The organism is Parapedobacter sp. GCM10030251 (assembly GCF_042666505.1).
Lineage (GTDB): Bacteria > Bacteroidota > Bacteroidia > Sphingobacteriales > Sphingobacteriaceae > Parapedobacter.
Genome location: NZ_JBHTDN010000001.1, coordinates 44,171 through 65,304, shown reverse-complemented (window position 1 = coordinate 65,304; position 21,134 = coordinate 44,171). Strand labels below are relative to the sequence as shown.

The 21,134-nt window shown below is 53.5% G+C and carries 19 protein-coding genes and 1 pseudogene; 12 read left to right on the top strand and 8 right to left on the bottom strand.

Annotated elements, in window-relative coordinates; translation table 11 throughout:
* Window positions 1-4: 4 nt before the first annotated feature.
* Both ACFQRK_RS00280 and ACFQRK_RS00275 read left to right on the top strand, forming a co-directional pair.
* Window positions 5-1,399 carry a rhodanese-like domain-containing protein gene (locus tag ACFQRK_RS00280; protein ID WP_379002481.1) on the top strand — a complete coding sequence of 465 codons (1,395 nt, stop codon included), beginning with the start codon at window positions 5-7 and terminating at the stop codon, window positions 1,397-1,399.
* Window positions 1,400-1,433: 34 nt separating this feature from the next.
* Window positions 1,434-1,508: pseudogene (locus ACFQRK_RS00275) on the top strand (hypothetical protein); the annotation flags it as partial.
* A gap of 5 nt (window positions 1,509-1,513) precedes the next feature.
* On the opposite strand, the gene ACFQRK_RS00270 reads toward ACFQRK_RS00275, so the two are convergent.
* Window positions 1,514-1,684, bottom strand: a complete 171-nt coding sequence (locus ACFQRK_RS00270; protein ID WP_379004657.1) for a hypothetical protein — start codon at window positions 1,682-1,684, stop codon at window positions 1,514-1,516.
* A gap of 21 nt (window positions 1,685-1,705) precedes the next feature.
* Between ACFQRK_RS00270 and ACFQRK_RS00265 the strand changes: the two genes are divergently transcribed.
* Window positions 1,706-1,990: a cation transporting ATPase C-terminal domain-containing protein gene (locus ACFQRK_RS00265; protein ID WP_379002479.1), complete on the top strand. Its 285-nt coding sequence runs from the start codon at window positions 1,706-1,708 to the stop codon at window positions 1,988-1,990.
* Window positions 1,950-2,249, top strand: a complete 300-nt coding sequence (locus ACFQRK_RS00260) for a cation transporting ATPase C-terminal domain-containing protein (RefSeq protein ID WP_379002478.1) — start codon at window positions 1,950-1,952, stop codon at window positions 2,247-2,249. Before ACFQRK_RS00265 ends, ACFQRK_RS00260 begins: the two co-directional genes overlap by 41 nt.
* A 283-nt stretch (window positions 2,250-2,532) precedes the next feature.
* Here the strand turns inward: ACFQRK_RS00260 and ACFQRK_RS00255 are convergent, their stop codons facing one another.
* Window positions 2,533-3,390 carry an RNA polymerase sigma factor RpoD/SigA gene (locus tag ACFQRK_RS00255; RefSeq protein ID WP_379002477.1) on the bottom strand — a complete coding sequence of 286 codons (858 nt, stop codon included), beginning with the start codon at window positions 3,388-3,390 and terminating at the stop codon, window positions 2,533-2,535.
* A 249-nt stretch (window positions 3,391-3,639) separates the two neighbouring features.
* Between ACFQRK_RS00255 and ACFQRK_RS00250 the strand changes: the two genes are divergently transcribed.
* From ACFQRK_RS00250 to ACFQRK_RS00215, 8 genes are all read left to right on the top strand, one after another.
* Complete coding sequence (locus tag ACFQRK_RS00250; RefSeq protein WP_379002475.1) at window positions 3,640-4,092, top strand: cold-shock protein; 453 nt, start codon at window positions 3,640-3,642, stop codon at window positions 4,090-4,092.
* A 283-nt stretch (window positions 4,093-4,375) separates the two neighbouring features.
* Window positions 4,376-4,966 carry an RNA polymerase sigma factor gene (locus ACFQRK_RS00245; RefSeq protein WP_379002474.1) on the top strand — a complete coding sequence of 197 codons (591 nt, stop codon included), beginning with the start codon at window positions 4,376-4,378 and terminating at the stop codon, window positions 4,964-4,966.
* Between the two features lie 118 nt (window positions 4,967-5,084).
* Window positions 5,085-6,080: a FecR family protein gene (locus tag ACFQRK_RS00240; protein ID WP_379002472.1), complete on the top strand. Its 996-nt coding sequence runs from the start codon at window positions 5,085-5,087 to the stop codon at window positions 6,078-6,080.
* A gap of 121 nt (window positions 6,081-6,201) precedes the next feature.
* The gene (locus ACFQRK_RS00235) at window positions 6,202-9,411 is read left to right on the top strand and encodes a SusC/RagA family TonB-linked outer membrane protein (RefSeq protein ID WP_379002470.1); all 3,210 of its coding nucleotides are present in this window, start codon (window positions 6,202-6,204) and stop codon (window positions 9,409-9,411) included.
* Window positions 9,412-9,436: 25 nt separating this feature from the next.
* Complete coding sequence (locus ACFQRK_RS00230; protein ID WP_379002468.1) at window positions 9,437-11,116, top strand: RagB/SusD family nutrient uptake outer membrane protein; 1,680 nt, start codon at window positions 9,437-9,439, stop codon at window positions 11,114-11,116.
* Between the two features lie 2 nt (window positions 11,117-11,118).
* Window positions 11,119-12,627 carry a metallophosphoesterase family protein gene (locus ACFQRK_RS00225; RefSeq protein ID WP_379002466.1) on the top strand — a complete coding sequence of 503 codons (1,509 nt, stop codon included), beginning with the start codon at window positions 11,119-11,121 and terminating at the stop codon, window positions 12,625-12,627.
* Window positions 12,628-12,738: 111 nt separating this feature from the next.
* A complete protein-coding gene (locus tag ACFQRK_RS00220) occupies window positions 12,739-12,930 on the top strand; it encodes a type II toxin-antitoxin system VapB family antitoxin (RefSeq protein ID WP_379002464.1) in 192 nt (63 codons plus the stop codon).
* Window positions 12,927-13,331, top strand: coding sequence for a PIN domain nuclease (locus ACFQRK_RS00215; RefSeq protein ID WP_379002461.1), 405 nt, complete (start codon window positions 12,927-12,929; stop codon window positions 13,329-13,331). Before ACFQRK_RS00220 ends, ACFQRK_RS00215 begins: the two co-directional genes overlap by 4 nt.
* On the opposite strand, the gene ACFQRK_RS00210 is transcribed toward ACFQRK_RS00215, so the two are convergent.
* From ACFQRK_RS00210 to ACFQRK_RS00185, 6 genes are all read right to left on the bottom strand, one after another.
* Window positions 13,328-14,167, bottom strand: a complete 840-nt coding sequence (locus ACFQRK_RS00210) for a class I fructose-bisphosphate aldolase (protein WP_379002459.1) — start codon at window positions 14,165-14,167, stop codon at window positions 13,328-13,330. The two genes, ACFQRK_RS00215 and ACFQRK_RS00210, sit on opposite strands and share 4 nt — an antisense overlap.
* A gap of 102 nt (window positions 14,168-14,269) precedes the next feature.
* Window positions 14,270-15,184 carry a Gfo/Idh/MocA family protein gene (locus tag ACFQRK_RS00205; protein WP_379002458.1) on the bottom strand — a complete coding sequence of 305 codons (915 nt, stop codon included), beginning with the start codon at window positions 15,182-15,184 and terminating at the stop codon, window positions 14,270-14,272.
* A gap of 24 nt (window positions 15,185-15,208) precedes the next feature.
* Window positions 15,209-18,220, bottom strand: coding sequence for a PVC-type heme-binding CxxCH protein (locus ACFQRK_RS00200; RefSeq protein WP_379002456.1), 3,012 nt, complete (start codon window positions 18,218-18,220; stop codon window positions 15,209-15,211).
* A 25-nt stretch (window positions 18,221-18,245) separates the two neighbouring features.
* A complete protein-coding gene (locus ACFQRK_RS00195) occupies window positions 18,246-19,178 on the bottom strand; it encodes a hypothetical protein (protein ID WP_379002454.1) in 933 nt (310 codons plus the stop codon).
* Window positions 19,171-19,944: a PIG-L deacetylase family protein gene (locus tag ACFQRK_RS00190; protein ID WP_379002452.1), complete on the bottom strand. Its 774-nt coding sequence runs from the start codon at window positions 19,942-19,944 to the stop codon at window positions 19,171-19,173. The genes ACFQRK_RS00195 and ACFQRK_RS00190 overlap by 8 nt, the downstream gene beginning before the upstream one ends.
* Before the next feature lie 11 nt (window positions 19,945-19,955).
* Window positions 19,956-21,044 (bottom strand): Gfo/Idh/MocA family protein, encoded by a 1,089-nt coding sequence (locus tag ACFQRK_RS00185; RefSeq protein WP_379002451.1) that lies wholly within the window; start codon window positions 21,042-21,044, stop codon window positions 19,956-19,958.
* Window positions 21,045-21,134 lie beyond the last annotated feature (90 nt).

Genomic DNA, 21,134 nt, shown 5'->3' with positions numbered 1-21,134 from the left:
AAGCATGTTTTTTCAGCACATTTATGATAAATCACTCGCTCAGGGCAGTTACCTCATCGGATGCCAGGCGACCGGCGAGGCCATCGTGATCGACGCGAAGCGAGATGTCGACACGTATTTGGACGTTGCAAAGCAGAACGGGCTTCGTATTACGCACGTTACGGAAACGCACATCCACGCGGATTTCCTTTCCGGCACGCGCGAACTCGCCGCACTCACCGGGGCGACGATGTACCTTTCGGACGAGGGGGGACCAGATTGGCAGTATCAATTCGCCCATGAGGGACTGCGCGGAGGCAATGTCATCAGGGTCGGCAACCTCTCCCTCGAAGTTATCCATACGCCGGGACACACGCCGGAAAGCATCAGCTTCCTGCTGCGCGACCATCCGGCCACGGATGAACCGATCATGCTCTTCACGGGCGATTTTGTCTTCGTGGGCGACATCGGCCGTCCGGACCTGCTGGAAAAAGCGGCAGGATTGGCGGGTACGCAAGATATTGGTGCGCACCAGCTGTTCCAGTCGCTGACGAAATTCAGCAGTCTGCCCCCTTACGTACAGGTATGGCCGGGACACGGTGCCGGATCGGCCTGCGGCAAAGCCCTCGGTGCCGTACCCAGCACCACCGTGGGGTATGAACGGATACGGAATTGGGCGTTCCGTTTTGAGAACGACGAACGGGGATTTACGGACTACCTGCTGGCCGGCCAGCCCGAACCGCCGAAGTATTTTGCCATGATGAAAACGCTTAACAAGGTGGATCGTCCGCTGCTGACAGAAGTACCGCGGCACCCCAAACTCACGGCGGATCAATTCCTCGCGGCATACCGCGGCGGCACCCGCATCATTGACGCCCGGCCGAAAGCCCTCCATGCCTCCGGAGCCATCCCCGGGAGCCTCGGCATCGAAAACAATTCATCTTTCTCCACTTGGGTAGGTTGGCTGGTGGGGTACGACGAACAAATCGTGCTCGTGGCCGACGATGGACAGGTTGAAGACCTGACACGCAAGCTCATGCGCATTGGTATGGACAACATCTTGGGGTATGTATCCAGCGTGGATGACCTCGGACTTCCCCTGGAAACCCGTAAGCTGATCGACATCGATACCTTCCGGACGTTACTCGGCCGGGATGATGTACAGGTGGTGGATGTACGCAGTGCTTCCGAATACGCGGCGGGCCACATACCGGGTGCCGTCAACCTGTTTGTCGGTACGCTTGCCGACCACCTGGACGAACTGGACCGGGGCAAACAGCTGGTCATCCACTGCCAAAGTGGTGCACGGGCAGCCATCGCCCAGTCGGTACTGGCAGCCAATGGCTTCAAGGATGTACAGAACTTCTCCGGCGGCATGGAGGCATGGAGGCGACAACCCGTACCCAATTCGGCGGAATAATCCGTAACTTTAACGTGTCATCACGTTCTGCAGTATGCCCCACCAGATCCCCGGCCATCTAAAAGGCCTTACCGACAGTGAGGTAGCCGCTTCCAGGAAGCAGCATGGCAATAATCAGTTAGCCACCGTCCGGAAAAGCTCCTGGCTATCGCCGGGAGACGCATTTATGCCAACATCAAAAAAGCCGTCCAATACATCATTTCCATCCACATTCCCATTATCCTGACCGTTTCGCTGCCTCTGTTTCTGGGCTGGGTATTCCCGCAGATCTTTACCCCCGTCCATGTCATTTTCCTGAAGTTGGTGATGGGGCCTACCTGTTCCATCGTTTACGAGAACGAACCCATGGAGCGGAATACAATGCAACGCCCGCCGCGGATCATGACCGATACGTTTCTGAACGGACGGGAACTGCTCATCAGCATCGTCCAGGGGCTAGTGATTACGGCCAGTGTGCTGTTTGCCTACCAGCTGACTGTTCAGGCCGGGGGCAGCGAGGAAAAAACGAGAACGATGGTATTTTACCACGCTGATTTTTGCCAACATCCTGTTGAGCTTTGCCAACCGCTCGTTCTACTACAGCATTTTTGAGCGTTTCAGGAGCCGGAACCCTCTGCTCACCGGCATTACGGTATTGGTGTTGGTCATACTGTTCGCCATCCTCTACGTCGAGCCGCTATCTCGTTTTTTTGACGTGACGTCACTCCGTGCATCCGAATTGGGAATTTGCATGGCCCTAGCTACGGTCTCGGTATTGTGGTTTGAGGTTTACAAATGGTTCCGCAGAAAAGCGAATAGCTTGTCCGCGCACGCCGGACAGGCGCATGACGGCTCCCGGGAAGGGCTATAACCGGATAACCGCCCACAGACGAAGCACAGCACCGTCGTACCAACGAGCGGCTCACTGTCGTCTATCGGCTTGCCGGCATCATCCACCCTACCCTTGCAGAACGGGCAGCATACCTCATCGTCTTGTGTGTCCATAACGCGGTTCTTCTTCCAAAACCAGCCTTTTGGTTGGCGCGACACCAAAACTAATACTAATTTTTTTAGCCCACAAGACTTATTGAAAATTTTGGGGACGATTCTAAAGAGTTTTCTTAAAGTTTACGTGCGGCACTTGCAAGTATCGATCATAGGTAGAACGCCAATTTCCGGCCTTCGGTTGAACGCTGTAACCAAAACAGTGCTTTGGCTTTGAGTTGCCGGACGCGTTCGGTCGTCAAACCCAATCGCTGACTGATTTCCATGAGGTTCTTCGGTTCGATTCCACCCAGTCCGAAAAAAAGTTCCAGGACCAATTGCTCGCGTTTGGGAAGATGGCGGATCGCATCTCTGACCACGATTTCCAACGATTCGCGCATAGCCTCATGATCCGTCGGAGCGCCGCCGTCATATAAGGTATCCAGCAGGTTGCTCTCCGATGAATGCGAAAAAGGCGCATCAACCGATACCTGGGATTCGCCGTTCAACAACGTGCGCCCAAGCCTGGCGGGCGAAACATCCAGAACCTCAGCCAGCTCCTCTACCGTCGGCTCGCGCTCCAGTTGCTGCTCCAAGGTTGATTGTGTCCGCTTCACTTTGACAATGTCTGCGATTTGGTTGAAGGGCAGGCGCACCGTGCGTGATTGCGTGGAAATGGCCAACATGATACTTTGCCTGATCCACCACACCGCATAGGAAATAAACTTGAATCCACGCGTTTCATCAAATCGTTTGGCAGCCGTAACCAGCCCCAGATTTCCTTCGTTAATCAGGTCTTCCAGCACCAAACCCTGATGTTGGTATTGTTTGGCTACGGAAATCACGAACCGGAGGTTTCCATTTACCAACCGGTTTAACGCCACGGCATCTCCCGCCCGTATCCGGACGGCCAAATCTATCTCATCCTCAGCAGTAAGCATCTCATATTTACTGATTTCGAATAAATAGCTGCTTAGGGATCGGTTTGTGCGGTTAGTAATCGATTCGGATATTTTCAGTTGTCTCATGTGCTGCTTATGTGGAGGAAATTCCGTAAATGTAGTCAATAAACCGCATAGATTAGTTAATATCGGAATAATAACGTATCTTTGTCCTATCCTCTCTGACCATCCGTGTCCAACAGGATGCCCGTGTTGTTAAGCATTCAATACGTTAAAAAAAAACGATTAATTGCCAGGACATCTTTTCATTTTCCAAGCCGCTATCATCGGCCTTGGAAAACGCGGGGTACAATTTTTAACGAATAATACTTCTCAATGGCTGAAACATATAGTAAAAAAGAACGAAACAAAAAGAAGCTGCAAAAACGGAAAGAAAAGGAGCAGCGCCGGGACGAAAAACGTTTCGAGACCTCAAAAAGCGGCAGGAAACTGGAAGACATGATCGCCTATGTGGATGAAAACGGCAATCTTTCCAGTACACCTCCGGACGAGCGCAAAGTCAGCCGCATCGCGCTGGAAGACATCGCCATTGCCACCCCGAAAAGCGAGGCGGCAGATCCCGCTGCGCTGCCAACCGGCACCATCAGTTATTACGATGCATCAAAAGGCTACGGGTTTATCACCAATTCGCGGAACCAGGAACGCATTTTCGTACACCGCACCCAACTGGCCGATCCGTCGATCGTGTTAGCTACCGGCGACAAAGTCGAATACCAAGCCGCCAGGGGCCCCCGCGGAATGCAGGCAGAGCTCGTACGCAAGATTTAAGTTCCGGCAACGGATCAGGTAAAAAAACCATCCGGTAACGCATACCGGATGGCAATACAATCTTCAAATGAACCTCCTCATTCTCAAGGACACGGTCCTTCAACCCTGAAGAATGAACAAACGCTTCCCGTCCGCCGTTATCGGAGGTGCACAAAGGCCACTATAATTTCTTGATTTTCAATTTATTTTTAAAGAGCAAAAACTTAGATTTGTGAAAATAAACTTTTAGTTAACATTCCCTTAATTACAGAAATTTACGTTTGCTGCAATTTAGTCGACGACGATGGCGGAACCGGGCGATGAATTCCTTATAAAACGAATAAAAGCTAACGATCAGAAAGCGCTCGAGCTTCTTTTCGAAAAATATTATTTTTCCCTATGCCATTTTGCGAAATCATTCGTCGTCAGCACCGATCTTTCCGAGGAAATTGTGTCGGACGTATTCCTGAAGCTCTGGCTCAACCGCGAAAAAATCGAGATCAGGAGCAGCCTGAAAGCCTACCTTTTCATTGCCATCAAAAACCAGGCGCTCAACCTTCTTAAAAAGAACCATTTTCCGTTTGAAAACCTGGATCACACCGAAGCGCATCACCTTCTGGCAGAAAATTCAACCGAATTGCCGGTTACCTATGCCGAAACCGAAAAAGAACTATTGGCCATCATCGACCAGCTCCCGCCCCAGCGCAGAACCATTTTTAAATTGAACCGCATTGAGGGCCTCATGTACAAGGAGATTGCCGAAGTGCTCTCTATTTCGGTCAATACCGTACAAAAACAAATGGTCGAAGCCATCAAATACGTGTCGAAATACAAATCGCAATTTTATCAGCTCTGTATCAACGGCCTTACACTGATCACCTTCCTCCTCTCCTAGCGAAACGCTGGCCTTTACAGAAACCCCATCTATTGTTAACAAAAATTTAACCGCTACCAATGGTAGGTAAGGGTAAGAAAAAGTGTCATGTCCTTGAAAACCCATTCATACATTAACAATGGACAAAAGCACCTTTTTCGAATTAGCCGCCAAAATATTGGCCGGGGAAGCCTCAGCAGCGGAACAAGAAAAATTCGACGTCTATCTGCGCAACGAGGAATACCTGCAACTCTATGACTGGTTGCGCGAAGAGTGGCAAAAAGAGCTTAAATACAAGTCGGGCGAATTCGATCTGGAAAGAGGGCTTCGCAAGCTACGGTCGAAAATCACCGACGCAACCGAAGCGGATACCCGGCAGCAATCGTCCATTTTATCCCTGAAACGTGTCCTCCGGGTTGCCGCAAGTTTGCTCGTGCTGGTTAGCATCTCCATTTTCATCTACCGGCTGCATGCGCCCCACAACGTGCCACAACAGACCGACAGGATCACGGTATCCGCCCAACGGGGCGAGCGGAAGACCTTTCAACTGCCGGATGGATCAACCGTGTCGCTCAATTCGGGTGCAACCATCCAGTATCCCGCGGCGTTTTCCGGAGATATCCGGCAAATCCACTTAACCGGCGAAGCCTTTTTTGACGTAACAACCGATAAAAAAAGACCGTTTGTGGTAACGGCGGGCGGGTTCGAAACTACGGTACTGGGTACTTCGTTTGATATAAACCACCAAGCGGGAAGGTTCTCCGTAACCGTCGAGACAGGCAGGGTCCGTGTGGCGAAAGCCGGTCGCAACGAGGGGGTCATCCTCGAAAAAGACCAACAAGCCACCTTCGATTCCGCCACGGATCGCTTCCGCAAGACAGCAGTAGTTACAGCAAAATACACCGATTGGAAAGACCATACCCTCCGGTTTGACGAAATCACCGTCGGAGAGGCCTTCGAAAAAATCGAAACCTGGTACAATGTGACGATCCGATGCGATTCAGCCGCACTGCTCAACCGCACGATCAAAGGAACCTACCACAATGAACCGTTGCAAAACGTGTTGGATGACCTGGCTTTTATGATCGGCATCACGTACACGTACCAAAGCGCAGACACACTCATTATCCGTTAACCTAACAGACGCTATATGGAAAAATAAACACCGCCGAAAAAAAGAAAACCGGAACTGCTGGTACCAGTTCCGGCATTAAAGAATCAACGTTTTAAAAATCCTCTTTAATTATCGCAAAATAATGAAATTAATTCGACTTTCCACCCTTGCCTTTCTCCTGCTACTCGTAGGGGGCCTAACCCCCAGGGATGTCTATGCGCAAAATGAGCACAGCCCGACGGTAACGCTTAGCGTCACCAATATCACGCTGGATCAGCTTTTTAAAAAGCTTGAAGAAACCAGCGGCTATCAATTCCGGTATACCGACGAGGTAATCCATGCCAAGCGGCTGTACACGTATGATTTCACCGACGAAAAACTCAGCAACGTACTCAATCAGATCGCAAAAGACAGCGGCCTGGACTACAAGATCCAGGGAAAAAACATCACCCTCAGAAAAAGCGAAAAGAAAAAGGTGGAAGGTAAGGTTACCAACGCCGAAGGAGCGCCATTAATGGGGGTATCGGTGACGGTCAAGGGTACGGCAAATACTGCTTCGACCAATGCCGACGGTGTCTATTCGATTACCTCCCAACAGGGAGCCATCCTGCAGTTCTCATCCGTGGGCATGGAAACGCTGGAAATAGCCTATACCGGCCAGCCCCGTCTGGATGCGGTTATGACCGAGGACGAGGTGGGACTGGAAGAGGTGGTCGTGGTGGGATATGGCACGCAAAAGAAACGGGACATCACCGGAACGGTTGCTTCGCTTCCGATGGAACGGCTGGAAATGGCGCCAAACGTCAATCTTACCCAAGCCATACAAGGCGCCATCCCCGGGGTACAGGTATCCACGTCGTCAGCCGGAGCCGCAGCCTCGCAATCCATCATGGTGCGGGGCCGGAACTCCATAAAAGCCAGCACTTCCCCATTGGTGGTCATCGATGGGATTGCCGGCGGACTTGCCGACGTCAACCCCAACGACGTAGCTTCCATCGAGGTGTTGAAAGATGCTTCGGCTGCCGCAATTTACGGATCCAGGGGAAGCAACGGCGTCATTCTCGTCACCACAAAGTCGGGAAAGGGCGGAGACACCCGGATCCGGTATAACGGCTATTATTCCATGCAGCGGTTTGCCAACCTACCGGACATCATGAACGGAGAAGAATTCTACCGTTTCAAAATGGAACGGAATCCCGAAGCCTTCACCTCTTCGGAACTGGACATCTACGAATCGGGGGAATGGGTCGATTGGCTGGACTTGGCGCTGCGCGATGGAAAAAGCACGCAGCACAACCTTTCTTTTTCCGGTGGATTCAAGGAGACGCAATATTACATTTCCGCCGGGGTGACGGATGTAACCGGGCTGGCCGTCAATGACGATTACCTGAAACTGACCTCCCGGATCAACGTGGATACCAAATTCAAGAACTGGCTGACCGTGGGTACCCGGACCCAGCTTGCCTACACCGATGCCGGGGGGATTGCACCTACCTGGGATGGCGACCAGGGTGTATTCTGGATGAACCCCTTTACAAAAGCGTACGACGAAAATGGCAAACTGACCATCTACCCATGGCCTGAAGACACCTACTTCCGCAATCCGCTGATGGGAACACTTGCCGAGAATATTGACGAATCGTACCAGATGGTATCCAATAATTATGCGGTGGTCGACTTTCCGTTTGTGCAGGGACTGCAATACCGAGTCAATGCGGGAATCCGGTTGGGTTTCTCCAACGACGCCACCTATTACGGTCGGAATACGCAGCGCGGACTTTCCAACAGCGGCGATGCCGCAACGAGCCGGGGATTGTCCCGGAATGTGGTGATCGAAAATATCATCAATTATAACCGGGAATTTGGCAAGCACAGTGTTTTCGCTACCGGACTTTACAGCTTTGAAAACTCGCGAAGCAACACCAACAGTGTGGACGCCCAGGGCTTTCCCAACGATTTCCTGACCTGGTATTCCGCACCGCAGGCCGAACTGGTCGTCCCCGGGTTTTCAAATACCGAAACCTCGCTGTTGTCAAGCATGCTGCGCATCAATTACGCCTACGATAGCCGGTATCTGCTTACGCTGACCGGGCGCAATGACGGCTATTCAGGGTTTGGGGCGAAAACAAAATGGGGTTTCTTTCCCTCACTGGCTGTTGGCTGGAATATTTCCCGGGAAGACTTCTTCGGGTGGAACGACGTAGTCAATGAGCTGAAACTACGGGCTTCGCTGGGGCTCAGTGGAAATCAGGCGATTTCGGCCTATGAGACCATTTCCCGTCTCTCTTCCGAGGATATCGTGGCCGGATCAACTACGCTGCCGGGATACGTCCCCAGCAAACTGGGACAGGACGACCTCGGTTGGGAGACCACAAGAACGTTGAACCTGGGCCTCGATTTCGGGATCCTGAACAACCGGATTATCGGAGATGTTAATTTTTACAAGTCGAACACCTTCGACCTGCTCCTTGACCGGACCATCTCCCCCATATACGGCGTAAGCTCCATCACCCAGAACATCGGGCAAACGGAAAACAAGGGACTGGAAGTATCGTTTACCTCCCGGAACCTAACCACGGAGAATTTCCAATGGGAAACTACCGGAAATATCTCTTTTGTAAAGAACAAAATCGTTTCCCTCTACGGGATGCTGGATGAAAACGGAAATGAAATCGACGATGTTGCCAGCACCTGGTTTATCGGAAAGCCCATTTTGGTGAATTACGGCTATAAATGGGACGGTGTCTGGCAATTGGACGAAGCCGAAGAAGCCAAGGCTTATGGAACCCAACCGGGATACATCAAAATCAAAGACGTCAGCGGGCCCGATGGCGTACCGGACGGTGTGCTTTCGCCCGATTACGACCGGGTCATTATCGGGCAGCGGGATCCGAAATATATCTGGGGGATGAACAATACATTCTCTTATAAAAACCTGACATTGAATGTGTTTATCCACGGCGTTCATGGCGTCACCAAAAACAACACCCTACTGAACGATACGGACGTGGATCAAGCCGTTCGGATGACCACCACCAAAAAGAACTGGTGGCGCCCGGATAATCCGACAAACGAATGGTACATGAACACATGGAATGCCAACCTTCAGGACGGGAAAAGCGCAGCCCCGTATGAACAAGCAGGCTTTGTCCGGATCAAGGACGTTTCACTTGCATACGATTTCGCGAAAAGCTTTTTGTCGCGTTACGGTATCGGCAAATGCCAGCTTTACCTTACCGGCAGGAATCTCTTTACCCTCACCCGATTCGGCGGGATGGACCCCGAATTGAACGGACAGCGGAACATTCCGCTGCAAAAGGAGTATGTGATCGGCTTAAATCTTGATTTTTAATTGTAAACGCTTCATACGATAGCTCATGAAAAAGTTGCTAAACATTGTCGTTATTTCGACGGTCCTAGGGCTTACCGCAGGCTGCTCGCAGGGTTGGCTGGACGAAACGCCACCCCACTTGATCACCGCTGAAACCCTATATACAAATCTGGATGGATTCGAAGCCGGCCTGAATGGGCTATATTCACTGGTCAGGCGCGAGAGGGAAGCGGTTGACGGCGGCAGCAATAACCTGACTGCGATGATTGCGACCGTAGGAACGGACAATCTGGTCGCCCACAATTCAGCCTATATCGGCTCCATCACGCAAAACTGGAAAAGCCTGAATGTTTCCACCAACTCAGGCCTTTCAGGTGTTTTTCTGTGGCTATACAAAATCGTGAATGCCGCCAATACCATTATTAACCGGGCAGAAAACGGCGAAGGAATCGACTGGACCGGTGGCGGAGCAACCCCCGAACAGAACAAAAACCGGGTCCTTGCAGAAGCCAAGGCATTGCGCGCCTGGGCATACCGGCACTTGACGTTTTGCTGGGGCGATGTACCCCTGTCGCTGGAAGAAGCCCAGGGATCTGATATAAAAACGGACTGGGAACGTACGCCCCGGGCCGAAGTCCGCAACCATATGAAAGCAGACTGGTTGTTTGCCGAGCAATACCTATCCGCAGAACCTGCCATACGCGGAAAAATCAGTAAAGGCGCTGTCCAGCATTATCTTTCCGAATTATACCTGACGATAGGCAAGCCCGACAGCGCCTTGTATTGGGCCGACCAGTGCATCAACACCCCGGCATACCGACTGGTCACCGAAAGGTATGGGGTGAGAAGCACGGAACCCGGTTCCGCTTTCATGGATATGTTTTATGAAGGCAACTCGAACCGCGAGGAAGGCAATACCGAAGCCCTTTGGGTATGGCAGTGGGAGTATAACGTGGTAGGAGGCGGCGGGAGCCTGATGCGAAGGGAATACAGCAACACCAATTTCAACAACCAAATCAAAATCGGCGGCATCGCGCCGCTGCAATACACCGTGGAGCGGGGTGGCCGCGGAATCGCACGTGCCCTTCCGTCGCAATGGGCCATCAATCTGTACGAGCCCGGTGACGTCCGCGGTTCCAACGATGCCATTCGCAAGTATTATATCCTGAAGGATGCCATACAGAATGCGCCCGGCGAGGCCGACAGATTACCTTCCGGATACAACTACGGAGATACCGTCAAGTTGGATTGGTCGGAAGATCTGGTGTATACCACCAAGAGTTCCCGCAACGACTGGCCGTTTATCCGGAAATGGGATAACACCATTTCCGCCGACCTGCAAGCAACTTTACAGTATAACGACCAGGTGTATCTCCGGTTGGCTGAGACCTACCTGCTCAAAGCAGAGGCCCAGTTTAAACTGGGCGACAACACCGGGGCCGCAGAAACCATCAACATCATCCGGAGAAGAGCGCAGGCCCACGAAATATCGGCCGCCGATGTTACCCTGGATTTCATCGTGGACGAGCGCTCGCGGGAATTGATCACGGAAGAACACCGGCGTTATACCCTGATCCGGACGGGAAAATGGCTGGAGCGGGTGCAAGCCCACAACTTTGCCGGCGGAAACCAGACTGCCGCAGCGAGGGATACGCTGTATCCGATCCCCCAGGTTGTTATCGATGCCAATCTGACGAAAGAAATGCCACAGAACCCAGGTTTTTAGTCATGAAACGTAACCCTATCATTCTATCCGTCACGATCTGCCTGCAGGCGTTCTGCCTCCGTACGGAGGCCAACCAGATCGTGTATCCCTGGCGTGCCTGCCCGGCGGTTGCACCGGTAGGCAAATCCATCGACATTCTCTATGACAACCCGGCCGCACTGCCGGTAGACTCGGTCATCCTCTCCGGACCCTATAACCGGGTGGTCCTTTCCGCAGACACCGTCCAAAGCGGGCGGTTCGAATACGATTCCTTCACCCAAGCAGCGGTCGGTACGCTGATCCGGATTAGGATACCCGAGGGCACGCCCGAGGAACTGTACGACCTGATTGTCAAAAGCGGGGGTGAAACCAACGTCTCCCGGCGGTCGGTCAAGGTGCTCAAAGCCTTCCGCAACCCGCATCGCTTCATCCACATCAGCGATCCGCACATGTCGCGGCAATGGGTTGGCACGCCGGAAAATGGATACGCCAAGGAACTGGAACTGCTCGATCGGTTTATTGAAGTAGCAAACATCATCCATCCCGAATACATCATCGTCACCGGCGACATCATCCACGATTATACCCGTTTCGATGCCGACTCATTGGGCTGGGGCGGTGTCGTACGCTCCGGATTTAACCATCCGCCGCTGGCGGAAGAGAAATACAAGAATTTCTTTGAGGGAGCCCACGGATTTTCGGGCGTTTACGGATTCGATGCCCCGGTGTTCTCCATCCCCGGCAATCACGATTTCTACGGCCCCAAGGCCGATGACTACCCCGCCAAGGCGGCCCAGTGGAATCGGTTGATGGGCAAGCGTGTGTACGGCTTTTCCTACCTCGATACGCGCATCGTCGGCTCCGACGACTACCTGGGCGATCCTGTTGTCGATATCCCTGATCACGCGCCGATGTCGGGACTGCAGGGAAAACTGCTGGATAGCTTCCTGAACACTGAAGGACCCGGCAAGGTGCGTATCATGGCGCAGCACCGCCCCGACCGCGTGGACACCGCGTTCATGAACCGCCACCGGATCAACATCCTGCTCAATGGGCACAGCCACCGGCCCCACGAATCGCTTGTCGGCACCACACCCACGCTCAACATCCGGCCAGGTGCCGTCTGCCGGAGCGGGGAAATCGCCAACTGGGAAAAAATATTAGGTTTCTTTCGCCTGTTCACAGTCGATGGCGATACGTTTCACCATACGCCACCCCTCCGATTCTGCGAAAACCCGACCGCACCCTACGACCAGCTTCTGCTGAATTTGACACTGGAATTCAGCGAGGACAATACCGGGCGGTCAGCCGTCAACGAAGCGGTGCTAACCAACCGGTTTGACCTGGATCTGCCCGGTTGCCACATTCGGTTTGTCATGCCCAAAAACAAAGACGGGTATCGCGTGTCGGGCGGCGAGGTCTATCAAACCATCGAAAATTCGCGTGTCGTGGTGCTGGACGTCCGTGCCGATGTAAGCGCCAACAGCCGTAAAACGGTTACCGTTTCTGCTCACGGTACGCCGGCCGGTTAACCTGCAACTCCCGGTCCGGATTGATGCCGGACCGGGAATCAAGCCGTCATTCGACAGTTGATTCATCAATGTGTATAAAAATTCGTATCTTTACACCAAAGAACAAGTAGTATGCGTACCAATATTGAATTAGATGACAGCTTGATCAAACAAGCGTTAAAAATCAGTGGTTTCAAAACCAAAAAGGACATTGTCAATGAGGCTTTGAAGCAATACGTCGCTTCTTTAAAGCGTAGGCAGATTTTGACCGTTCGCGGAGCAGATACCTGGTCCGGAAATCTGGAAGACATGCGCAGCCTATGAACGAACCTTTACTGTTTGACACATCGATTTGGATAGATTTCCTGAACAAAAAAAAGTCGCCAGGCGCTGACTTACTGGAGCAAAGTATTCTTAACGATCGTCCAATTTATCTAACACCGACCATCCTTCAGGAAATCTTGCAAGGAATCCGGGACGATTCAACATACGAACGGATTAAAGATACGTTGTCGTATTTTAATGTGCTTGATCTACCCCAAATACAAGCGGCAATCGGGGCCGCCGACTTGTATCGCGCGCTCCGTAAAAAAGGTGCCACCATCCGGAAAAGTAACGATTGCTTAATTGCTTATTACGCGCTTGAATTCTCGATTACGTTGGTGCACAACGACGCGGATTTCGACCAAATTCAGCAGTACACCGATTTAAAAGTCATCCGCTAGCTTTTCCCTTTCATAAAATGCAGCACATCTTCCGGTTTTGCCTGTTCATGAACAATGGCCATCAATGCCCGCGTCATGCCTCCCGGGTCGGCATGCTGCACGACATTCCGGCCGTACACGATACCCTTCACCCCCTGTTGCATCAACGCATAGGTCCTTTCCAGTAGTTCGTTGTCGTCGGCACGGCCACCGCCCCTCACTAAAATGGGCACCGATCCGGCAACTTCCACGACTTTATGGTACTCCGTTACGTCTTCCGTCGGATCCGCCTTGATCAGGTCGGCACCCAATTCAACCGCTTGCCTCACCAGCGGGGTAATCAACCGGATGTTTCCATCCACCATGTACCCGCCCGCCTCGCTATTCGGACGGAACACCAGCGGTTCGATCATTAACGGTACGGCGTAGTAATCACACAGCGGTTTCAGCTTCAATATGTTCTGGATACACTGGTCGGTCACCTCCGGCGCACCCGGAATCCGGAAAAGGTTCACCACCACGCACGTGGCATCCAGCCGCACCGCCTGCAACACCGGATCCTCAATCATCCGGCTGTACAAAACATCCGGCAGATCGGGGCCGTACACATTCGCCACGTCCGTCCGCAGCACCAGCGAAGGCTTCATCTTTCCGGCAACCGACTGCAAATGGCGGGCCTGGCCGACGGTCAATTGGATCGCATCCGGACCCGCATCAATCAACACCTGCACCGATTTCTCGATATTTTCAATGCCGCCAAGAAACGTGTATTCATTGAAAAAGCCGTGGTCTATGGCCACATCGAAACATTTTCCGGAAACGGGATTAAACAACCTATTCAATCTGCTTTGCTTCATTTTCTATCGTTATTAAAGATTTACTTTCAATCTCAATTTTCAACTTTCAATTCTCAATTTTGGACTTTCAATTCTCAATTTTCAACTTTCAATTCTCAATTTTCAACTTTCACCTCTCAATTTCCCATTTATTTCCCCCAACCCTACCCGGTCCCCATCCCTTCGTTTACTCGCTTCCGCTGCCGCCATGAATGCATAAATCTCGAGGGTTTCTTCCGGGGTTACCGGCGGCTTCCCCGTCCGGAAGAACTCAACAATGGCCGCCACCAACAGGCCGTATCCTTCAAAAGGGCCGATGTCAGAAATGCCCTGGCTTCCATACACCGTTCCGCCGAAACCCATTTTACCTTGCCGCAATCCCCGGAACATGCCGACGCGACCGTCCCGCCACCGCCCCACCACGACATCACACCCGGGAGTATGTGTACAACTGACCCATTCGCATCCAGTTCCCAGGATGGTATACAGCGATTCCACACCGTGGATGCCATCCCAAAACAAATCCACGTGGGAAGCTTGCAGGGGCGCAGGGCCGTACGTCTCCGCACCGAATACCTGTCCGACGACCTTACCCAGGCGGATGTCCTGCGTACGCTTCACATAGCGCAGCGCGGACGAAGAAAATAGCGGTACCCCGTATTTCGCGGCTGTGTCAAAAATGGCCACCACCCCGGCCCAATCCGCTGCCAGGGGCTTATCGACAAATACGGGTTTCGCGGCCTTGAATACCGGCATCAGCTGTTCCAGGTGCGGACGCCCATCGTTGGTCAGCACCATCACCGCGTCCACCCGGTCCAGCACCGCCTCGATGGACTCCAAACGTTCCACGCCGTGGCCGGCCATCGTATCGCTGAATTCCGCCAGCTGTTCCGCCGGAAACTCAACGTCGGCATTCCCTTGCGGATGAAAAAAGGCCACCACCCGGCAATCGCGCAACCCTTCGCCCGGCGTATCCGCATTCAGTAGTTTGGTAAAATCCGCACTGTGAACGGACAACCCGATGATGCCAATCCTCATGCTTTTCCCATTTTACGGTCCATGCTATTTTACGTGCATGACTCCCCGCATCACAGGAGCATGCCCCGGAAACGTACAGACAAACGGATAGTCGCCCGGAGCCGTGGGTGCACGGAAGGACAGCACCTCCTTGGTATGCCCGTCCAACAAGCCGGTATGATGAAGCACCTTCCCGCTTTCCGGAACATACGCTTTCGCCAAGCCCTCCTCCTGCAGGTCAATGGCCAGTCCGGCAACCTCGTCGGCCGCACCGGGCGCCACAATCAACAGGTTGTGCTGCATCAGGTCCTGGTTGTCCAACGTCAGCTCAACCCGCTGGCCCGCCTTTACCGTAAATTCCGACACATCAAATTCCATCCTAACGGCCACGATGGTCAACGCAGCCGTTTCCTTCTCCCTAAAATCAAGCGCCGGTGCCGCAGCGGCTTTCCCTTTGGACGGCGTTTTCGCTGTTTCCTTGCCATGCCCCGCATGTGCAGCATCCGGCGTACCGGCCCTGCTGCTATCCCGGTCGGCCCAGAACGACTCGTAACCGATGCGGAATTCCATGCCCGGCACACCGGCCGGGTCGGGGGCCGCCAAATGCGACGCCCGCTCGCTCCAGAACCAAGCGACCTTCTGGGCCGCAATCCGTACGTGTTCCTCCGGCGACTTCAGCAATTCGACCAGCAGCTCGCGGTTAACGCGGTTATGCTGTTGGTGCAGCCACAGTACTTCGAGCAGTGGAAGCGCATTTTCCTTTTCCGACCGATCCAGTTTAGCGGCCCACGCCTGTGCCTTTTTGATCACCTCGTCGGAATTTCTGCCGCTCAGTTCCACCCGCGCCTGGTGGCGGATGTTGTCGTAGGGGTTCTTAAACAGTTCCAGCAGGTTTTCAACTGATTCGCCGTGCACACGGACGGCGGGCCCGATGGGTTTATTCTTGGCTGTAATCCGGTACACCCGCCCGTGGATCTGGTCACGGCTGGCATCCCGGAGGTTGTAGGGCGAGTGCGTGATCACGGCATTCTGCCAGTCGGCGAAGTACAGCGCCCCGTCAAGCCCTACGGCCCCGTCGCTGGGCCGGAAGTTCGGATCGCCCGTGTAATCCGGCGGCACCACCCGTGGTGCCGCTTCCGTGTGTGGGGTAAATGCCGGGTCATCGCCCGTAAACAAAAAGTTTCCGATTTCCGTACCTTCAACAACCCCCTGCGGCTTGTAATCCAGCCGATAGCGTTTCATCCCCTGAAATCCGATTACATTGTATACCAAGAAGTTATTCTGGTACTGCGCAGGGAGATTGGAGCTGGATATCAACTGATTTGACGTCAACGGCCGCACCGTCGGCTCAAACAACGGCCGCTTGGCAAACCTGCTGCTGTCGGTGGTGGAAGTCACCTTCCGGTCGTAGTACACCTGAAACGCCTTTCCCGTCGTCCCATCGGTAATGAACTGGTTGCCCCATTTATCGAAACTGATGCCGTGCGCATTGGGCGAATTTTCAACCACAAACGAAAAGTCGAACGTGCGCGGGTTCAAACGGTACAACCCCGGCGTCCCCGACTCATCGCTCTTGCGCCACGGCGTTTCCACATTTTCGAGGATAAATATCCCCCGTTGGTAATAAATATTCCCATCGGGGCCATAGATCAGGTTATTCGCCGTATGGTGGGTATCGTCCGATCCGATTCCGCCGAACAACCGCGTGCGCACGTCCGCCACCCCGTCGCCCGTCGTATCCTTCAGAAACAGGATGTCCGGGGCCGACACCACGATGACGCCATCGTTCCAGAACTCAAACCCCGTCGGGTGCGGCACAAACGCAAAGGTAGTCGCCTTATCCGCCACTCCGTCGTTGTCGGTGTCGGTCAGCGTCACCAACCGGTCGTTCATCGGCCGCATCGGTTCCCACTTCGGGTACGTCGCCCACGACGCCACCCAGACCTGCCCTTTCGTATCGATCTGCATCGCTACCGGTTTGGCGATTTCTGGAAACTCCTTCTCCGACGCAAACAGATTCACCTGCAGGTCGTCCGGAAAGGTCATCCTGTCGATGGCCTCCTCCGGGTCCACGTAGGTAACCTCCCGCGTGATGTGCGTGCCCACGATCAGCGGCTCCGGCACGTTGCTGTCGTCAATTTCGATGTCGTTGCCCTGCGCACGCGCCCACACCCGCTTGTCGCGATTTGCCGTCATCGTATCCAGCATCTGCAATTCCCGCTGCAGGGTTGCGTAGTTCCCATCCTGGATGGAGCGGGTCCCCCACACGTCGTTGCCGCTGATGGTCCGGTACCGGTGAAACCAGTACCCGTTTTTATCCACAACGGCGCTGCGCAGCGAGTCGATCGCCACCGGATCCATTTTTACCCGACTACCGAACGCCGTTTCAACAATGTAGCGCGCCACTTCCTCATTCCCCTTCTCGTTCAGATGCACCCCGTTCAGGGTGAGCGGCGTCTCCGAGTCTTCGTACATCTTCTGGGTAGCCGCAAACAAATCCACAAAAGGCACGTCTTTCTCTTTGGCAACGGCCGCCATGGCGTCCGTATACGCCTGTAACCGTACGTTGTTTTCCGATCCGTCGGGCAGGTTGGGCGTCTCCAGGTTTTCGTGGGCAATCGGCGAAAACAGCACGATGCGGGCTGTTTTCACCGAATCGTAGGGCTGTGCGCGGACGTGGTCGATCCAGCTGCCCAGTTGCTGCCGGAACTCTTCCGGCTTATTCTCAAACGACTCGTTGTAACCGAAGAACGCGAATATCACATTCGCCCGCATGTTTTTCAGGTGCGAATCGCTATCCCCAAACCCTTTGTGGGCACGCGGCCGGTAATGTACCTGATCGCCCGAGTACCCCAGGTTCCTGAACACCAGCTGGTCATCCGGATACGTTGCCTGAAGATACGTTTCCAACCACCCATCGTGCTGCATGCGCTCGGCCAGGGAATTCCCCACGATCGCAATCCGGTCGCCCTTTTCCAGCTTGAACGTCTGGTTGCCCGTACATCCGGCCATCACCACCGCCGCCAGTATCGCTGTTATTTTTATGATCCCATTCATTGCATCTGTATTTAGCGGTATCTGATCAATGCATTTCGATGGAACACGTACCAAACCCCGCCCGCAGAAAATTAAACTGGACGTTCGGGTGATCCGCCAGAACCGACATCGGCACCGACGTATCCGGCAGCTTATTCGAAATCATGTACGTGGTTAACCGCTGTCCGAAGGGATTGTCATGGGCACCGGCGTGCCAGATGGAAACCTTCTCCGACTGCCACGTTTCCTTCGGCCCCACGGTTACCGCCTGCGTCGGTATCATGGGCGCATTCCCGCCGCAATGCATCCGCGAGTTCTGCGCAATCGTAATCGGGTGAAGATCCAGCACCCGAGTTTCCAGTTTCTTATATTCCTCAACCGTCTGCGGCCGGTCGGCATAGGCGCCCACGCGCTGCGGCGGCTCGTTGAACGCCCAATGTTTCACGTCGCCCTGTCCCCCCTGCATAATCAAACACCGCGCTTTGGACCAGCTTTCGCGATACTCCCTCGTATCCACTTTCGGAAAATGGATGTTCGCTTCCGGCATGACCAGATCCTTGTGGATGCGGTTGTAGCATAGGTCGTTAAACGCCTTCTTGAATGAAAGCGGATGGCTAGCCGGAGCCTCCTTCCCATCGATCACCCATTCATCCATAGACCAGAAGTGGGCGTGTTTCAGGGAGATGCCCATCTCGTTCACGATACGGGCGACCAGGGGCAGCTGTTCAGTAGGCCCGATGGGCCCGCATAACCCCACGGGATTATCTTCCGTGGCCTGCATCCAGGTGGTCACATATTCCAACGCTTCGGCCAGGTAAAACTCCTCCACGGTATCAAAAAAAACAACCTTAAATCCCGGGCGCGACAAGTTCACCATATCTTCCGGCGTCATACTCGCTATTTTATCGGTCACGTCCTGCCCCAGATCCAGGGTTGTATAATCCCACCAATCCGGTGCTATTGAGCTTTTCTTACGCATAATCTTTGTTTTTTAGGTAAAATCCATTCAGTTCTTCTAACGGGTCATATCCAGGTTCGGAAAACCCGAAGTGCAGGTGCCTCCGCCAACCCTCCGCATGCTCGAATCGGCGCGACATGTTGCCGATGGCCAGCGAAAAGTCTTCCATGGCCTGCACATAGGAATTCATTTTCTGGCTATCCTCCAGCCAGTTCTGTTGGCTCTTATGTGCCGCCAAGGCCTGCCGTTTCACGGGCTGCACGGAAGTGGTATCGATAAACAGCTCCGGGATGACCGGTTGCCCCAACGGCGTCAGCAAACCGTGTGGCAACGCATGATAAACCGCGCAGTTCGTATTCGCGATGGCCGGGTAATCAGTCTTGAAATTCGGCACGCCGCGCACAAAAGCCGCCGTAACGGCCAACCGGCTCGTGTTCATGTGATCCTCCATGTAGTCTGACGGCGAATGCGTCAAAATAATCGCCGGTTTTACCTGACGGATCACGGCGGCCAGCTTCCTGAGCAGTTCCACCCCATAGAGAATCTCGAAATCGTTGCATATCGGCGGATGAAACGTCGCCTCCAGTATCCGGGTCGCGTGTTTGGCTTCCTCCATCCGGATCGCGGTGGTAGCCGCGGAATCGTGTTCGATACTCCCGCAGTTCCCCGTGGAAAGATTCAGGTAATGAATCGCATACCCCTGTTGTTTCAATAGCAGCAGGGTACCCGCCATCATGAATTCAATGTCATCCGGGTGTGCGGCAATTGCCATCGCTGTTTTCTGCATGCGATCGGTTTTTAGAGTTCAGTAAGCTGCAGTTTGACCACCTGGCCGGTTTTGACCGATTCATCGGCACCCATCACGATTTCCAGGCTGTTCAAGGCATCCTGCATGTGCCTGGTCAGATCGACGTCGTTCGCAATCGCGTCGTAAAAAAACTGCTGTTCCCGGTCGCAAAGCCCCTGGTGGTCCGGTTCATCCGTCAGGTCGATCGTGATGTCTTCTTTCGAAAACCGTTCGAACGCATCCAGGTCGGCATGATGCACCAACAACGATTCCGTTTTTGTGTGCGAGTCAATGGAACCCGATTTTCCCTTTCCACCCGCATCTTTTGCCACGATGGATACCGAACCTTTCGGGCCCACCACATCTTTCACAAAAAATGCCGTCTCGCTCATCATCGGCCCCCAGCCGGCCTCATACCAACCCACTGATCCGTCGTCAAAACGCAGCTGCATCTGGCCGTAGTTGTAACTATCCGCGGGCACCTCATCCGTCAGCTTTGCGCCGATGGCGTATACCTGGACCGGCTTTGCGCCTGCCATCTGGCACATCACATCGATGTAATGCACGCCGCAATCCACGATCGGGCTGAGGCAATTCATCAGGTTCCGGTGCAGCGTCCACATTTTGCCGTCGGCCTGCTGATTGAGGTTCATCCGCATCACCAGCGGTTTCCCCAGTCCGTGGCTCAGCTCGATGAACTTCTTCCACGACGGATGGTGGCGCAGGATATACCCCACCACCAGCCTCCTGTTGTGTTTGATGGCCGCCTGAACCATCCGGCGCGCCCCTTCCAGCGTATCGGCAATCGGTTTTTCCACGAATACGTGGCATCCCTTTTCAAACGCCATCAACGCATATTTTTCATGGGTATCCGGATACGTGGCAATGCTCACCGCATCCGGTTGGGTTTCGTTCAAAGCCGTTTCAAAATCATCAAATAACGGATACGCATTCCCGAGTTGTTCATTCAGCACCTCCTTGCTTTTGCCCCGGGACACCAACCCGCAGATTTCAAATTCATCCTTCATCGTGTGATACGCCACGGCATGAGAACTACCCATGTTCCCACAGCCCAACACCAAAACTTTTACCGGTTTCATCTTTTAGTTAATTAGTTAATCTTCTATTTACTGTGTTCGTTCTGTACTGTGTTCGTTCCTGTATATTGTATTCGCTACCGTTCACTGCGC

Coding starts and splice junctions, on each gene's coding strand:
- ACFQRK_RS00240 (WP_379002472.1), top strand. CDS start 5,085: ATGGACAAAAGCACCTTTTTCGAATTAGCCGCCAAAATATTGGCCGGG.
- ACFQRK_RS00255 (WP_379002477.1), bottom strand. CDS start 3,390: ATGAGACAACTGAAAATATCCGAATCGATTACTAACCGCACAAACCGA.
- ACFQRK_RS00280 (WP_379002481.1), top strand. CDS start 5: ATGTTTTTTCAGCACATTTATGATAAATCACTCGCTCAGGGCAGTTAC.
- ACFQRK_RS00230 (WP_379002468.1), top strand. CDS start 9,437: ATGAAAAAGTTGCTAAACATTGTCGTTATTTCGACGGTCCTAGGGCTT.
- ACFQRK_RS00265 (WP_379002479.1), top strand. CDS start 1,706: ATGGGGCCTACCTGTTCCATCGTTTACGAGAACGAACCCATGGAGCGG.
- ACFQRK_RS00190 (WP_379002452.1), bottom strand. CDS start 19,944: ATGCAGAAAACAGCGATGGCAATTGCCGCACACCCGGATGACATTGAA.
- ACFQRK_RS00270 (WP_379004657.1), bottom strand. CDS start 1,684: ATGGACGGGGGTAAAGATCTGCGGGAATACCCAGCCCAGAAACAGAGG.
- ACFQRK_RS00245 (WP_379002474.1), top strand. CDS start 4,376: ATGGCGGAACCGGGCGATGAATTCCTTATAAAACGAATAAAAGCTAAC.
- ACFQRK_RS00185 (WP_379002451.1), bottom strand. CDS start 21,044: ATGAAACCGGTAAAAGTTTTGGTGTTGGGCTGTGGGAACATGGGTAGT.
- ACFQRK_RS00200 (WP_379002456.1), bottom strand. CDS start 18,220: ATGAATGGGATCATAAAAATAACAGCGATACTGGCGGCGGTGGTGATG.
- ACFQRK_RS00215 (WP_379002461.1), top strand. CDS start 12,927: ATGAACGAACCTTTACTGTTTGACACATCGATTTGGATAGATTTCCTG.
- ACFQRK_RS00195 (WP_379002454.1), bottom strand. CDS start 19,178: ATGCGTAAGAAAAGCTCAATAGCACCGGATTGGTGGGATTATACAACC.
- ACFQRK_RS00220 (WP_379002464.1), top strand. CDS start 12,739: ATGCGTACCAATATTGAATTAGATGACAGCTTGATCAAACAAGCGTTA.
- ACFQRK_RS00235 (WP_379002470.1), top strand. CDS start 6,202: ATGAAATTAATTCGACTTTCCACCCTTGCCTTTCTCCTGCTACTCGTA.
- ACFQRK_RS00250 (WP_379002475.1), top strand. CDS start 3,640: ATGGCTGAAACATATAGTAAAAAAGAACGAAACAAAAAGAAGCTGCAA.
- ACFQRK_RS00205 (WP_379002458.1), bottom strand. CDS start 15,184: ATGAGGATTGGCATCATCGGGTTGTCCGTTCACAGTGCGGATTTTACC.
- ACFQRK_RS00210 (WP_379002459.1), bottom strand. CDS start 14,167: ATGAAGCAAAGCAGATTGAATAGGTTGTTTAATCCCGTTTCCGGAAAA.
- ACFQRK_RS00225 (WP_379002466.1), top strand. CDS start 11,119: ATGAAACGTAACCCTATCATTCTATCCGTCACGATCTGCCTGCAGGCG.